Source organism: Actinoallomurus sp. NPDC052308 (assembly GCF_040679195.1).
Taxonomy (GTDB): Bacteria; Actinomycetota; Actinomycetes; order Streptosporangiales; family Streptosporangiaceae; genus Actinoallomurus; species Actinoallomurus liliacearum.
Genome location: NZ_JBFAUM010000014.1, coordinates 83,990 through 99,126, shown reverse-complemented (window position 1 = coordinate 99,126; position 15,137 = coordinate 83,990). Strand labels below are relative to the sequence as shown.

The following is a 15,137-nucleotide window of genomic DNA, read 5'->3' as shown; positions in this document are numbered from 1 at the left end:
CCGAACGAGAACCAACCGGTGGGCCGACGCGGTCGGCCCACCGGCCCACCGGCCCGCGCAGACCGCCGGAGCGAGGAACCCCGCCGTGACCCCACTCTTCCCCTTGGACCTCGCGGCCCGTGCCGCGAACCTCTCCGAACAGGCTCAGGTCGTCGCCGCGCTGCGGCCGGCCGAGGACGCGCCACCGCTGACGGAGTTCGACCGGTGGCGGATCGGCCGGCTGGCGGACCGGCTGGCCGGGCGGTTCCATGAGGAGCGCGCGCGGCGGCCGGGGCCGGCGCGGCACACCCGGCGCTCGCTGACCGACCTCCTGACCGAGTACCGGCGGCACGAGCTGACGCTCACCAGGGCCGACGACGCCCTCGGCCGGATCCTCACGGACCTGCAGGCCGAATGGCTGCCGACGTACCAGGCCGCCCTGGAAGGGCTGGACCGGTCCGGCGACCGGACCGCCGAGGCGAACTGGCGCGAACCCGACGCCTACTACGGCGGGCTCGCCATCGCCTGCGAGCCGTTCCTGACCGAGCTGGGCCGGCGGCTGGGCGAAGCCCTCGCGGCGGACGCCGACCGAACGGCCCTCCGCATCGACGCCCGAGTGATCGACGACTTCCAGGCTCACCTGCTCGGCCGCTTCGAGCTGGCACTGGCCTGGGCGGTGGAGGCCGATTCCAAGGCGCACTGCGCGCTGCACGGCATCGACCCGGCACGGACGACCCGTGAGGACTACCTGGCCTACCTCGACAAGACGTTCTCCGACGCCGCGTCCTACCACCGCTTCTACCTGGACTTCCCGGTCCTGGGACGATGGCTGGCGCACGTCACCGAGCTGCTCGCCGGCCACGGCCGCGAGATGATCGCCCGGCTGCGCGCCGACGCCGACGCCGTCGCCGCGGCGTTCTTCGGTGCGCCGATCGCCGGGGTGCGCTCCGTGCGCCTGGGCCGATCCGACATGCACGCCGGTGCCCGCAGCGTGGCGATCGTCGATGTCACGCTGGCGGACGGCACCGACGAGTCGTTCGTATACAAGCCACGCTGTGTCCGTGGCGAGGCCGCGCTGCAGGAGCTGCTGGTCCGGCTGCGCGACGACGATGTCCTCGACTTCGCCCCGCGGTCGGTGCTGCCCAGGGACGGTTACGGCTACGAGGCGCTGATCCCGTCCGGACGCAACCGGGTCGAGACGCGCGAGCAGGCCGAGCACGTGTACGCCGAACTCGGCGGCTACCTCGCCATCTTCTACATCCTCGGCGGGGGCGACCTGCACTTCGAGAACGTCCTGGTCGCCGACGGCCACGCGTTCATCTGTGACTGCGAGACCGTGCTCGGCGCGCCGCCCAGGGGGCAACCGCGGCCGTCCGGCACGCTCATGGACTCGGTGTTCAGGACCGGCCTGATCGAATGGCCCGCGCCCGCACCCGCGACCGCGGCCGACACGGGCATGAGGCTCAGCGGCTACTCGGGGGGCGACGCCTACCGGATGCCGATGCCGGTCCCCCGGGTCAACGAGCACCGGATGTCCTTCGGAGCGGCCGTGACACACCGCGCGGGCGTGCTGGTCGAGCCGGGAGCGCCCAACCGCGTCTTCGTCGGAGACGAGCTCACCCGGGCCGAGGACTTCATCGACGCGATCAGGACCGGGTTCCACCGCGTCTACCGGTGGTTCCAGGAGCGGCCCGAGCCGGCGGTCGAGTACGTGACCGGCCTTTTCGCCGACACCCGGGTGCGCTTCATCAACTGGAGCACGCAGGTCTACGCGCAACTGCTCGCGTCCGCGCGCCACCCCAAGTGCCTGATCGAACCGCTGGAGGTGGACCTGCTCGTCAACACGGTGCGCACGTTCCCCCGCAACTGGGACGGCGAGGGCGTGCTGCCGCCCTGGGAGCTGGCGTCGATGTGGCGGCTGGACGTGCCCATGTTCACGGTCGACGCGGACGGCGACCGGCTCGTCCACGACCACCGCGACGAGGTCGCGGCCACGGTCGAGGCGACGCCGCTGGACCACGCCGCCGCGCGGATCCGGCGGCTCTCCGTGCGAAACCGCGCTCAGCAGGACCAGTACATCGCCGCGGGCCTGTCCGGCGGCGACGTCACGAGCCCGGACTTCGCGGCCACCTGCGTCGAGCAGGCGAGCGCCGTCGGGCTGCGGCTGTGTCGGATGCTGCGCGGGCCGGACGGTGCGCCATGGACGTCGTACGTCATCACCGGCGACGGCAAGGCCGAGGTCGACATCGAGGGCGACCTGTACCTCGGGTCGGCGGGTGTCGCGTTCTTCCTCGCCCACCTCCACGAGGCGGATCCGCGGCCGGAGTTCCGCCGCGCCGCCGAACGCGCCCTCGCCCACGCGCTCGACACCCGCGGCCGCGGCCGCATCGGGGCCTTCGCCGGGCTCGGCGGACTGGTCTACCTCCTCACCCATCTGCACCGCCTGTGGGGCGACCGCGCGTTGCTCGACCGTGCCGTCCACCTCGCCGACGAGACCGCCGACCTGATCGAGCAGGACCGCCACCTCGACGTCTTCCACGGCGTGGCCGGGCTCATCCCCGTGTTCCTCGGGCTCGCGGACGCCACCGGCGGCCACGGTCTGGAGCAGGCGCACCGATGCGCCGCGCACCTGCTGCGCCATGCGCGGGCCGACGGCGACACCCTCTCGTGGCCCAGCCCGGACCCGCACACCGTGGCGGCCGACCTGACCGGCCTCTCACATGGGGCCGGCGGCATCGGCTGGGCGCTGATCATGCTGGGGTGCCGCGACGACCGTTCCGGATACGTCGACGCCGGTCGGCGCGCCTTCGCCTACGAGGCCCGCCATTTCGACCATGACGAGCAGGACTGGTACGACCTGCGGCGCATCCCGGGCGGCCGGCTCCGCAACGGGCGCCACTACGCCAACGCCTGGTGCAACGGCGCCGCCGGCATCGGCATGACCCGGATCCACAGCTGGGCCCTGCTCGGCAAGCGCGACGACGCCATGCTCCACGAGGCGCGCCAAGCGCTCACGGCCACGATGCGCGGCTTCCCGCGCCTGCAGAACGACTCGCTCTGCCATGGCCGTTCGGGCAACGCCGAGTTGTTCCTGCGGTTCGCCGAGCTCGCCGAAGAGCCCGCCTTCCGGATGGAGGCCAACGTCCAGGCCCAGGCCCAGTGGCGGAACCTGGAGGACGCCCGGCCGGGACCGGAATCGGGATTCTTTCCGGGCCTGATGCTGGGCCTGGCGGGCTTCGGCATGCACTTCCTGCGTCTGGCCCGGCCCGAGAGCACCCCGTCGGTCCTGCTCCTCGACCCGCCGGCCCCGCCCCGCCCATCGAAGGAGTGAGACCCGATGACCGTTGAGTCCTGCACCCGGTTCCTGCGCCTGGCCGAGGAGGACCCGCAGGTCCGGCAGCAGATGAAGGCCCTGACCGGGGTCGAGGAGGTGATCCGGCTCGCCCGTACCGGCGGCTACGACTTCACCGTCCGCGACCTCATGACGGCATCCGCCGGGGCCGCTGCCAGGGGCGTGCCGGAGCCGCTGGACGCCCCGCAGGCCGGGGACCTCCCGAAGCCACCGGCAGGCGCGGTCTATCACTACGAGTACGACATGAACGACCTGCCCGGGTTCGGCGCGATCATCGACGAGCTTCCGCGGCTCAAGGTTCAACCGTCCACGGTCGACCTGGCCCGTTTCCACGACGCGTTTCGTGAGGAGGACCTGCACTCGACCGCGTTGGCGCCGTCCGGCCCCGAGTACCAGGCCTGGCGTGACCGAGTCGCCGCCGCGCCCCCCGGTGATGTCAGGCGCGACTTCCACTTGATCAACCTCGACGAGCACGTCGCGCACCAGGGATACGACGCCTACCTGGCCGCCAAGACGCGCGCGATCGCCGCGCTGGAGGACGTGTTCCACGCCGAGGTTCGCTTCTCGGGCAGCATGTGGTACCCGCCGTCCGCCTACCGGCTCTGGCACACCAACGCGGACCAACCGGGCTGGCGCATGTACATCGTCGACTTCGACGGCGACTTCGCCGACCCGGAGCGCACCTCCTTCTTCCGCTACCAGAACCCCGCCACCGGCGAGCTGGTCACCCTTCGCGAACGCCCCCGGATGGTGCGGTTCTTCAAGATCGAGCAGGACCCGGACCGGCTGCTGTGGCATTGCATCGTCAACCCGACCGAGCGCCACCGATGGAGCTTCGGGTTCGTCGTGCCGGACCACTGGGCCGAGTGCCTCCCGGAGCCCTCGTGAGCCTGCGACCGAGTCCGGCGCCGGCGTCCGCCGGAACCGCGCCCGTCGTCCCCTCGATCAGGGCGACCGACCTGCGCAAGCGGTACGCCGACGTCACCGCGGTCGACGGAATCGAGCTGACCGTGGCTCCGGGCGAGAGCTTCGGCTTCCTCGGCCCCAACGGCGCGGGCAAGACGACGACGATCGCGATGCTCTGCACCTTGGCCGCGCCCACGTCCGGCCGGGTAGAGATCGCCGGCCACGACACGCGCACCGATCCCGCCGGGGCGCGGCGCAGCCTCGGCATGGTCTTCCAGGAGACCACACTGGACGGCGACCTCACCGCCGCGGAGAACCTGCGCTTCCACGCCGACCTGTACGACGTTCCCGTCGCCGAGGTGCCCGCGCGCATCGACGAGACCCTGGCCCTCGTCGGACTGACCGGCCACCGCGACCGGCTGGTGCGCACCTACTCCGGCGGCATGCGGCGGCGTCTGGAGATCGCCCGGGCGCTGCTGCACCGTCCCCAGGTCCTCTTCCTGGACGAGCCCACCATCGGCCTGGACCCGCAGGCGCGCGCCCGGGTCTGGCGGCACCTCCGGCAGGTCTGCCGGAGCGAGCGGGTCACGCTGTTCCTGACCACCCACTACCTGGACGAGGCCGACCAGTGCGACCGCATCGCGATCATCGACGACGGACGCATCGTCGCCGAGGGGGTTCCCGACGAGCTGAAGTCGGTCCTCGGAGCCGACCGGATCGACCTGCGCACCGCCGACGACGCGGCGGCCGCCCGCCTGCTGCGCGAACGCCTCGGCCTGGACGTGACCACCGGCCCGTACGGGCTGTCGGTAAGGGTCACCGACAGCACGCGGGTCCTACGACGGATCTTCACCGAACTCGACGTCTTCGTCCATGAGGCGAAGGTCGTCCCGCCCAGCCTCGACGACGTTTTCCTCCACCACACCGGGCACCGGATCCGCGACGGCGTCCCGGCGGAACCCGACGCCCCCGCCCCCGAACCCGTGACCGGTCCGCACACCGGCCCGGCACCGGCCCGGCCCGTCCCCCGGGGCCTGCGCGCCGAACTGCGCGCGCTGCGCATGGTGTGGCGGCGCGAGATCCTGCACTTCGCCCGCGACCGCACCGGAACCGCCATCTCGCTGTTGCAGCCGCTGCTGTTCCTGTTCGTCTTCGGCGCCGGCGTCGCCGGTCTCCTTCCCACGGCCGGCGGCGGGCCCGCCTATCAGCTCTTCCTGTTCTCCGGGATCCTGCTCATGGCGGCCCAGGGGCCGGCCGTCTCCGTCGGCTCCTCAGTGCTGTGGGACCGCCAGAACGGCTTCCTCCGCGAGATGCTCGTCAGCCCGGTCCGGCGCGGCACACTGCTGATCGGCAAGTGCCTGGGCGGCACCACCGCGGCCACCTGCCAGGCGGCGCTGCTCCTCACCGCCGCCACCCCGATCGGCGTCCCCTTCGACCCCGGCCTGTACGCGCTGCTCCTGGTCGAACTCGTCCTGACCGCGCTCGCCATGACGGCCTTCGGCGTGCTGGCGGCCACCCTGATCGGCCGGCCGCAGACCTTCGGAACCGCGTTGACCGTGCTCATGGCCCCGCTGACGTTCCTGTCGGGCGCGATGTTCCCGCTCGCCGCCATGCCCACCTGGATGGCGACACTGGCGCTGATCAATCCACTCAGCTACGCGGTCGACGGCATGCGCCGCACCGTGGCGGCCTACCTACCGGGCCCGCAGGGCCCACTGTTCCAGCAGCTCAGCTGGGGCCACTGGCACCCCCCGGTCCTGGCCGAATGGACCCTCATCACCCTCGCCGCCCTCCTAGGCCTCCTCCTGGCCGCCCGCCGCTTCTCCCGCCCCTCCTGAGCCCGGCCCGCCGGTCCCGAGCACCCGCCTGGGCGCGCACTACGCGCGCCGCGCCAAGTAAGCCGACGCCATGAACCACCGGCCCTGGCCTCCCACCACGGGAGTCCAGGGCCGGACCTTTTCTCAGCGCCCCAGCTCTTGGTCGCTGGAACGACGGAAAGCCTCGGCACAGCGCCCCGGCCACCCCATCCTCACCCTGGCCGACGCGGCCGTGGGGTGTCATCGGGGCGCACATGGGCCGGGCCGTTTTTTCGGACGGCGGTACGAACCGCGGCCCCGGGCCCGATGTCTACTGTTCACCCAGTCGGCGGTGCTGTCTGTGTGCCCACTCTTGAGGAGGCCCGGTGACCCGGCCACTCGTCATCGACGATCTGTATAGGTTCGCGATCCCGGGCGATCCTGCCCTCTCCCCCGACGGGGACCGGGTGGTCTACACCCTGACCACCCAGAACGCCGAGCTGGACCGGGCGGACAGTTCCCTGTGGGAGGTCACCGCCGACGGCGGGGCGCCTCGGCGCCTCACCCACGGTGCCGCCGACACCGCGCCGCGCTGGTCCCCCGACGGTTCGACCGTGGCGTTCCTGCGCGCAGGCCGGATCCACCTGCTGCCCGCAGATGGCGGGGAGGCGACGCCGCTGACGTCCGGGGAACCGGCCGCCGGCGTCCCCGTCTGGAGTCCGGACGGAACCCGGATCGCCTTCGCCGCCCCTGCGTCCGTCCTCGACCCGGTGGCACCCGTCGAGATCGACCGGCTCGGTTACAAGGTCGATGGCCTCGGGTTGATCGGCAACGTCCGTACGCAGCTGTTCGTCGTCGAGGTAGCGACGGGCCGGACGAGGCGGCTCACCGACGGCGACTTCCTCATGGGGCCACCGGCGTGGTCCCCCGACGGAACCCGGATCGCCTTCTCCGCGTCGTTCGGTGACCGGGCCGACGTGACCGGTGCCCGCGCCGTCTACCTGATCGAGGCGGACGGGACCGGGCGGCGGGTCGCCGGCAACGCCGGAGGTCTGACCGCGACGGTCGCCTGGTTCCCCGGCGGCGACGCGCTCCTGCTCGTCGGCAGGAGCACCGTCACCGCCGGGCACCTGGAGTTGCTGCGCCAGCCGCTCGACGGCTCGCCTCCTGTCGCGCTGAGCGCTCCGCTCGACCGGAACGTGATGCCCGGCATGCCCGGTTATCCGGGAGCGTTGCCGCAGTTCACGGACGCCGAGGGAAGTGAGATCGTCTTCTGCGCGCGCGACCGTGGGGTCACCCGGCTCTACCGGCTCGGCGCCGACGGGATCGCCGAGATCCCGCTGGCGGCCGCGACCGGGGTGAGCGGGTGCTCCGTCGCCGCCAAGGCCGGGCGGGCCGCCCTGGCGGTGGCCGACGGATCGAGCTTCGCCGAGATCGCGCTGCTCGACCTCGGCACGGGCGAGGCCGTACGTCTCACCGAGCACACCGCCGGGTCCCTCCCGGACGTCGCCTTCCCCTCGATCGCCGAACGGGACTTCACGGTCTCCGACGGCACGCGGGTGCACGGGCTGCTCATCAGGGATCCCGGCGCCCCCTCCGTGGGGCCGCTGCTCGTGGACGTGCACGGCGGACCGCACAACGCCTGGGCCCCGCACGCCGACCCCGTGCACCTCTACCACCACGAGCTGGCCGCTCGCGGCTGGACGATCCTCGCGCTCAACGTTCGGGGCAGCGACGGCTACGGCGAGGATTTCTACACGGCCGCCATCGGCGCCTGGGGCGAGGCCGACGAGCGAGACGTCCTGGAGCCCGTCCAGGCCCTGATCGACGAGGGCCTGGTCGACCCCGCGCGGATCGCGTTGACCGGCTACAGCTACGGCGGCTACCTCACCTGCTGGCTGTCGGCGCGCAGCGACGTCTTCAAGGTCGCCGTCCCCGGCGGGGTCGTCATCGACCTGCTCTCCATGGCGGGCACCTCCGACCAGGGCGAGGAACTGACCGCCATGGAGGTCGGCCCCCGCGACCGGCTGGTGGAACTCTCTCCGCTCAGCCATGTCGACGGCGTGCGCGCGCCCACGTTGATCCTGCACGGGGGAGCCGACGACTGCTGTCCGATCGGCCAGGCGGAGCAGTGGTTCCACGCGCTCCGTACGCGCGGCGTGCCCGTCCGTCTCGTCCGCTATCCGGGCGGTGACCACCTGTTCATCCTGCACGGGCGGCCCTCCCACCGGGCCGACTACTCCCGCCGGCTCATCGGCTGGGTCGAGCGACATCTAGGAGCCGAGAATGTCTGAAAGCACCCACTGGACGGATCGCCTGGCCGCGCTGACCGAGCGGCACGGCGTCCCGGGCGCGAGCCTGGGCATCCTGTCCGGCGGCGACCTGATCGAGACCGCCACCGGCCTGGCCAACGCCGACGCCGGGATCGAGGCGACCACCGAGACGCTGTGGCAGATCGGCTCGATCTCGAAGGTCTGGACCACCACCGTCGCCATGATGCTCGTCGACGAGGGGGCACTGGCGCTGGACGCGCCGATCGTCTCGGTGCTGCCCGAGCTGAAACTGAGCACCGACGAACTGACCGAGAAGGTGACGCTGCGCCACCTGCTCACGCACACCAGCGGGATCGACGGCGACTTCTTCCTCGACACCGGCCGCGGCGACGACTGCCTGGAGCTCTACGTCGAAAAGCTCGTGGAGGCCGCCGCGAACCACCCGCTGGGCGCGACCATGTCGTACTGCAACGCGGGTCTCACCCTCGTCGGCAGGGTGCTGGAGCGGGTCAGCGGCGTCCAGTGGGACCGGCTGATGCGCGAGCGGCTGTACCAGCCCCTCGGCCTCACCCACACCGCGACGCTGCCGGAGGACGTGCTCCGGTTCCGCGCCGCCGCGGGCCACGTGGGTGAGCCGCCGGTGGTCGCGCCGCAGTGGACGCTGATGCGATCGGCGGGTCCGGCCGGGCTCATCTGCTCGACCCCCCGCGACGTCCTCACCTTCGCCCGGCTGCACCTGGACGGCGGCCTGGCCGGGAACGGCATGCGCCTGCTGTCGGCCGCGAGCACCGAAGCCATGCACACGCCCCAGGTCGCCCTGCCCGATACCCGCACGTTCGGCGACGCGTGGGGGCTCGGCTGGATCCTGATGGACTGGTCGGGACATCGCCTGTACGGCCATGACGGCGACACCATCGGCCAGTCCGCCTTCCTGCGCGTGCTCCCGGAGGCCGGGCTGGCCGTGTGCCTGCTGACCAACGGCGGCGACACGCGCGGCCTCTACCAGGACCTCTACTCGGAGATCTTCGCCGAACTGGCCGGGGTGGCCATGCCGGAACCGCCCGAACCGGCCGCCGATCCCGTCGCGGACGACGTGTCCCGCTACATCGGGACGTACGAGCGCGCCTCGACGCGCATCGAGGTGTTCGACCGTGGCGACGACCTCGTCATGCGCACCACGGTGACCGGGGTGCTCGCCGACCTGATCCCCGAGTCCCAGCGCGAGATCGAGCAGGAGCTGCGCCCGCTGGAGCCGGGCGTGTTCGTGACCCGCAGACCGGGGATCAAGGGCTGGCTGTCCGCGACCTTCTACGCGCTCCCGGACGGCTCGCGGTATCTCCACCACGGTGGCCGCGCGACACCGAAGGTGGGCTGACGTGCGAGATCTTCGCGCGGCCGTCGAGGCCCGGTCGGCCGGGCTCCTCTCCGACATCGAAGAGCTGGTGTTCGTGGAGTCGCCCACCGCGGACCTGGCGGCCGTACGCGAGTGCGCCGAGGCGGTGGCCGGACTCGGGACCCGGCTGACCGGGCGGTCCCCCGAACGGCTGGACGCCGGCGGACGGCCGCATCTGCGTTGGCGGTTCGGCTCCGGCGACCGGGTGCTCCTCCTCGGCCACTTCGACACCGTCTGGCCGGTCGGCTCGCTGCGCACCCATCCGTTCGCCATCGAGGACGGGCGGCTGACCGGGCCGGGGTGCTTCGACATGAAGGCCGGCCTCGCCCAGCTCTTTCACGCCCTGTCCGTACTGGACGATCTCGACGGGGTGACCGTGCTGGTCACCAGCGACGAGGAGACCGGGTCACGCACGTCGCGGAGCCTCATCGAGGACGAGGCCCGCCGTACGTCCGCCGCCCTGATCCTGGAGGCCAGCGAGGAGGGAGCCCTGAAGACCGCGCGCAAGGGGGTGTCCACCTACGATCTGCGCATCACCGGCCGGGCCGCGCACGCCGGTCTCGAACCACACCGCGGGGTGAACGCGACCAACGAACTGGCCCACCAGATCCTGGCGATCTCCGCGCTCGGTGACCCGGAGGCGGGGACCTCGGTGACCCCGACGGTCGCCTCGGCCGGAACCACCCGGAACACGGTGCCCGCCTCGGCGGAACTCCTCGTGGACGTACGGGCGGCCACCACCGCCGAACAGGACCGGGTCGACACCGCGATCCGCGCCCTGCCGCCCGCGCTGAACGGCGCGCGGCTCGAACTGTCCGGCGGCCCCGATCGGCCGCCGCTGCAGGAGAGTTCATCGGCGCGGCTGTTCGCCCGTGCCCACCGGCTGTACGGCGAGCTCGGGTTCGGGTCGCTGTCGGGAGTGGCCGTCGGAGGCGGCTCCGACGGGAACCTCACCGCCGGCGTCGGCGCCCCCACGCTGGACGGGCTCGGTGCCGTCGGCGGTGGGGCGCACGCGGACCACGAACACGTGATCGTGGCGGAGCTGCCACGCCGGACCGCGCTGGTGGCGGCGCTGGTCCGCGAGCTGACCAAGGAGCCGGTGTGACCGGCGAGCTCGTCGCCGAGGCGAGAGAAGCGGCCGGCCTGGCCGCCCACGGGGCGGGGCTGAAGATCCGGGAACTGGAGGACCCCCTCGACCTGCGCGAGGCGTGCGCGCTCCTGGACCGCGTGTGGCGGCCTCCGGCGGGCAGCAGCCTGATCATGCCGGAGCTGATGCAGTCGATCGGGCACGCAGGCGGCTATGTCGCGGGCGCCTATGCGGACGGCCGGATGGTCGGGGCGTGCGTCGGACTGCTGGCCACCGCCGGGCTGCACTCGCACATCGCCGGGGTCGGGAGCGGTTCCCGGGGACGCGGTGTCGGATACGCGATGAAGGTCCACCAGCGCGCCTGGTCGCTGGAGCGTGGCATCACCACGGTGACCTGGACGTACGACCCGCTGATCAGCCGCAACGCGTACTTCAACATGGCGAAGCTCGGCGCGGTCCCCGCCGAGTACCTCCCCGACTTCTACGGGGCGATGCAGGACGAGGTCAACGCGGGCATCGAGAGCGATCGGATCCTGGTCCACTGGAATCTGGCCGATCAGCGTGTGTCGGCCGCCTGCGGCGGACGGCCGCACGTCGCGGATCCCGGGCCCGAGCCGGTGGTCGGGCTCGACGCCAAGCCCGACGGCGGCCCGGCCGCCGGGCGGCGGGACGGTGAGGTCGTCCTGGTCCGGATACCGGCCGACATGGAGGCGATGCGAAGCGCCGACCCTGATCTGGCGCTCGAATGGCAGCGGGCGGTCCGCGACACGCTCGGCGGGCTGATGGCCGAGGGTCGGGCCGTCACCGGCTTCACGAGGGCCGGTTGGTACGTGATCGAACGAGGTCGGAAGGGGCGGTCATGAAACCCGTCGGAGTGGAACTGCGCCGGATCGCGATGCCGCTGGTGTCTCCGTTCCGCACGTCGTTCGGGACGCAGACGACCAGGGACATCCTGCTGGTCAGGGTCGAGACCGGCGATGGCGAGGGTTACGGCGAGTGCGTCACGATGGCCGACCCGGTGTACTCCGCGGAGTACACCGATGGGGCGATCGACGTGCTGCGCGGGCACCTGATCCCGGCGCTGTTCCGGCGGCCCGAACTCGATCCGTGGGCGGTGGCCCCCGCGCTCGCCGCGTTCAAGGGGCACCGGATGGCGAAGGCCGCCCTGGAGACCGCCGTCCTGGACGCCTGGCTGCGTACCAGGTCGCTGTCGCTCGGCGAGTGGCTGGGGGCCACCACCGACCGGGTCGCCGCCGGCGTCTCAGTGGGAATCATGGACTCGATCCCCGAACTGCTCGACGCCGTCGAGGGCTACCTCACCGAGGGGTATACGCGGATCAAACTGAAGATCGAGCCCGGCTGGGACGTGGCACCGGTCCGCGCGGTCCGCGAGCGCTTCGGAGACGACGTGCCGCTCCAGGTCGACGCCAACACCGCCTACACCCTCGCGGACGCCCGGCACCTGGCGCGCCTGGACGAGTTCGGGCTGCTGCTCATCGAGCAGCCGCTGGACGAGGAGGACGTACGGGGCCACGCGCAACTGGCACAGGCCGTACGCACGCCGATCTGCCTGGACGAGTCGATCGTCTCGGCACGTGCGGCCGCCGACGCCATCGCCCTCGGGGCCTGCTCGATCATCAACATCAAACCGGGCCGGGTCGGCGGATACCTGGAGGCGAGGCGGATCCACGACGTGTGCGCCGCGCACGGCGTGCCCGTCTGGTGCGGAGGAATGCTGGAGAGCGGGCTCGGCCGGGCCGCCAACGTCGCGCTGGCCGCCCTGCCCGGCTTCACCCTGCCCGGCGACACGTCCGCCTCGGGGAGGTACTACCGGACCGACATCACCGAACCGTTCGTACTGCGGGACGGGCACCTGGAGGTACCCCGCGGCCCGGGCCTCGGCGTCCGGCCCATCCCGGAACGGCTGGCCGAGGTCACCGTCTCCACCGAGTGGATCGCCCGATGAGCGGGACCGAGTCCCGGCCGCGGACGGCCGTCGGCGCGGGACGCGCACCCGCCTGATCGACGGCCGCGCCGAGCCTCCGGCGTGCATGCCGGCCGATCCTCCGGTTCACCTATGGTGTGACGGTGATCGTGCCGTCGGCGGTCGTGCTCGGCCGTATCCTCACCGACCTGGGCTCCACCCTGGTCGAGGTCGTGGCGGGCGAGCCCGATCCCGCGCGGCCCGTCGGCGGTGTGCTGATTCACGACGCCCGGGACGAACCGGCTCGGCTGCCGGGTGCCGTGGTGCTGGGTGTCGGGGTCTACGGCGCCGACCAGGTCGTCGCGCTCGTTCAGCGGGCGGCCGGGCTCGGCGCCACGGCGGTGATCGTACGGTCCCCGGTCGCGGTGGACGAATCAGTGCGGGACGCCGCCACGCGTACCGGTATCACCGTGCTGGGTCTCACGCCGGGAGCGTCCTGGGCCCAGGTCGCCGCGTTGCTGCGGTCCCTGCTCGCCGTGGACGAGGTCGGCACGGCCGAGGATCGAGAAGAACCACCGGTCGCCGGGGACCTGTTCGCTGTGGCCAACGCGGTCGCGGCGCTGCTCGACGGCCCGGTGACCGTGGAGGATCGCAACGGTCGGGTGCTGGCCTTCTCCAGCCGGCAGGACGAAGGCGACGAGGCCAGGATCGCGACGATCCTCGACCGTCAGGTGCCCGCCGACAAGCTGCGCGCGCTGGAGGAACGCGGAGCCTTCCACGCCCTCTACCGCAGCGAACGGCCCCTCTACGTGGAGGGCGTCGCGGACAAGCCCCGCGTGGCGATCGCCGTCCGGGCGGGCGGAGAGATCCTCGGCTCCATCTGGGTCGTGGTCGGCGAGCCGCTCACCGCCGACCACGAACAGTCCCTCGTCGAGGCCGCGAAGGTCGTCGCGCTGCACCTGCTCCGCCGGAGGGCGGGCGAGGACGTAGAACGCCGGCTCCGTACCGATCTGCTCGCCACGGTCCTGGAAGGCGGCGCAGGCGCGCCCGAGGCGGCCGTACGCCTCGGGCTTTCGACTCAACCCGCCTGTGTCCTGGCGATGGCGGTGTCCGGGGATTCCTCGGCGCCGGACCGGATGGCCGCCGGGAACCGAGTCTCGGGAGCCCTCGCCCTGCACTTGGCCGCGGTGCATCCGCGGACCGCCACGGCCTCGCTCGGCGGCGTCACCTACGCGATCCTGCCGACCGCTTCCGACGAGTCTGCGCTGCGGGTGGCCGAAGAGTTCCTCGCCCGGATCGGCACCCGTGTCCCCGTGGTCATCGGCATCGGCCGGGTGGCGGCGCGCCCGGTAGACCTGCCGCGGTCACGGAACGACGCCGACCGCGCGCTCCGGGTCCTGCGCGGCGGACGCTCAGGGGCCAGGTTCGCGCGCCTGTCGGACGTCTATTTGTCATACCTCCTGATGGACCTGGCCGACAGGGTGGCAGCCGAGGACGAGCTGCCCGACGGCCCCGTCGTCAGGCTCCGCGCGTACGACGCCGAGCACAACACTCCACTCACCGAGACCCTCGCCGCATGGCTGGCCACCTTCGGCGACGTGATCGCGGCCTCGGCCACCATGCACGTCCACCCGAACACCTTCCGCTACCGCCTCAAGCGGCTGATGGAGGTCGCCGAGCTCGACCTCACCGATCCGGAGGCCCGGTTCGAGGCGATGCTCCAACTCCGCCTCATGCCGCCCGCGGACCGACCCGGAACTCCCGGTTAGTGATCCCGAACGCTGACCCTTCCGGAGGAGGTCGTGCTACCAGCCGGTCCTCCTCGGACAACCGGCGCGTCAGCTCGAGCCCGTCCATCACCGGCATCCGGATGTCCGCCAGCAGAACATCGGGCCGGTGCGCGCGAACCTGCTCGAGCGCGCTGCGCCCGTCCGCCGCCTCCGCGACCACCTCCATGTCCGGCTGTGCCGCGGGACGCGACACTGACGCCCCAAGTTTCGGTCGCTGGGACGACGGAAAGTCTCGGCACAGCGCCGAGCACATCGCCCCCTGCCAGCCTCCACATGAGATTCCCCTCGGTCTTGCGACCTTGTGATCCGCTCGGACACTCGTGAAGTAGGAGCGTCTCAAGCACGAACGCTCCGGGGCGCGCCTAAAGAACGCGCCTCAAGCAAAACAGATCGGAGGAACTGCTCCATGCGGAAGCACCTGAACACCTTCCTCATGAGGCACCTCATCATCTTCCTCGTGGTGAGTGCGATCGGCTTCGTGGCGTCCGTACTCGGAAGGATCGGCTTCGACCGCGTTTGGGAGGCCGGCGCCGCCGTCTTCTCGTCCCCCGGAGCCATCACCGCCTTCCTGGTGATCATGGCGATCTTCACCGCCCTGGTCTCCACCGTCATGAAGAAGATGAAGTAGCCGCCTGGC

The 15,137-nt window shown here is 72.0% G+C and carries 10 protein-coding genes and 1 pseudogene; 10 read left to right on the top strand and 1 reads right to left on the bottom strand.

Annotated elements, in window-relative coordinates; all coding sequences use genetic code 11:
• Positions 1-85: 85 nt before the first annotated feature.
• From AB0L00_RS28255 to AB0L00_RS28215, 9 genes are all read left to right on the top strand, one after another.
• Positions 86-3,310, top strand: a complete 3,225-nt coding sequence (locus AB0L00_RS28255) for a type 2 lanthipeptide synthetase LanM family protein (RefSeq protein WP_364440118.1) — start codon at positions 86-88, stop codon at positions 3,308-3,310.
• A gap of 6 nt (positions 3,311-3,316) precedes the next feature.
• Positions 3,317-4,219 (top strand): Nif11-like leader peptide family RiPP precursor, encoded by a 903-nt coding sequence (locus AB0L00_RS28250; RefSeq protein WP_364440117.1) that lies wholly within the window; start codon positions 3,317-3,319, stop codon positions 4,217-4,219.
• Positions 4,216-6,075, top strand: coding sequence for an ATP-binding cassette domain-containing protein (locus tag AB0L00_RS28245; protein ID WP_364440116.1), 1,860 nt, complete (start codon positions 4,216-4,218; stop codon positions 6,073-6,075). The genes AB0L00_RS28250 and AB0L00_RS28245 overlap by 4 nt, the downstream gene beginning before the upstream one ends.
• A gap of 344 nt (positions 6,076-6,419) precedes the next feature.
• On the top strand, positions 6,420-8,327 hold the full coding sequence (locus AB0L00_RS28240; protein WP_364440115.1) for a S9 family peptidase: 1,908 nt from the start codon (positions 6,420-6,422) through the stop codon (positions 8,325-8,327).
• A complete protein-coding gene (locus AB0L00_RS28235) occupies positions 8,320-9,681 on the top strand; it encodes a serine hydrolase domain-containing protein (protein ID WP_364440114.1) in 1,362 nt (453 codons plus the stop codon). Before AB0L00_RS28240 ends, AB0L00_RS28235 begins: the two co-directional genes overlap by 8 nt.
• Position 9,682: 1 nt before the next feature.
• Positions 9,683-10,804: a M20 family metallopeptidase gene (locus AB0L00_RS28230; RefSeq protein WP_364440113.1), complete on the top strand. Its 1,122-nt coding sequence runs from the start codon at positions 9,683-9,685 to the stop codon at positions 10,802-10,804.
• Positions 10,801-11,649, top strand: a complete 849-nt coding sequence (locus AB0L00_RS28225) for a GNAT family N-acetyltransferase (protein WP_364440112.1) — start codon at positions 10,801-10,803, stop codon at positions 11,647-11,649. The genes AB0L00_RS28230 and AB0L00_RS28225 overlap by 4 nt, the downstream gene beginning before the upstream one ends.
• The gene (gene menC, locus AB0L00_RS28220; RefSeq protein ID WP_364440111.1) at positions 11,646-12,752 is read left to right on the top strand and encodes an o-succinylbenzoate synthase; all 1,107 of its coding nucleotides are present in this window, start codon (positions 11,646-11,648) and stop codon (positions 12,750-12,752) included. The genes AB0L00_RS28225 and menC overlap by 4 nt, the downstream gene beginning before the upstream one ends.
• A 122-nt stretch (positions 12,753-12,874) precedes the next feature.
• Positions 12,875-14,479, top strand: a complete 1,605-nt coding sequence (locus AB0L00_RS28215) for a helix-turn-helix domain-containing protein (RefSeq protein WP_364440110.1) — start codon at positions 12,875-12,877, stop codon at positions 14,477-14,479.
• Positions 14,480-14,534: 55 nt separating this feature from the next.
• Here AB0L00_RS28215 and AB0L00_RS28210 read toward each other — a convergent pair.
• Positions 14,535-14,666, bottom strand: a pseudogene (locus AB0L00_RS28210) (response regulator); the annotation flags it as partial.
• A gap of 240 nt (positions 14,667-14,906) precedes the next feature.
• Between AB0L00_RS28210 and AB0L00_RS28205 the strand changes: the two are divergent.
• The gene (locus AB0L00_RS28205; RefSeq protein ID WP_364440109.1) at positions 14,907-15,128 is read left to right on the top strand and encodes a hypothetical protein; all 222 of its coding nucleotides are present in this window, start codon (positions 14,907-14,909) and stop codon (positions 15,126-15,128) included.
• The last annotated feature ends 9 nt before the right edge of the window (positions 15,129-15,137 follow it).

Excerpts from the sequence above, each read along its gene's own strand:
- AB0L00_RS28235 (WP_364440114.1), top strand. The coding sequence starts at position 8,320 with ATGTCTGAAAGCACCCACTGGACGGATCGCCTGGCCGCGCTGACCGAG.
- AB0L00_RS28205 (WP_364440109.1), top strand. The coding sequence starts at position 14,907 with ATGCGGAAGCACCTGAACACCTTCCTCATGAGGCACCTCATCATCTTC.
- menC (WP_364440111.1), top strand. The coding sequence starts at position 11,646 with ATGAAACCCGTCGGAGTGGAACTGCGCCGGATCGCGATGCCGCTGGTG.
- AB0L00_RS28250 (WP_364440117.1), top strand. The coding sequence starts at position 3,317 with ATGACCGTTGAGTCCTGCACCCGGTTCCTGCGCCTGGCCGAGGAGGAC.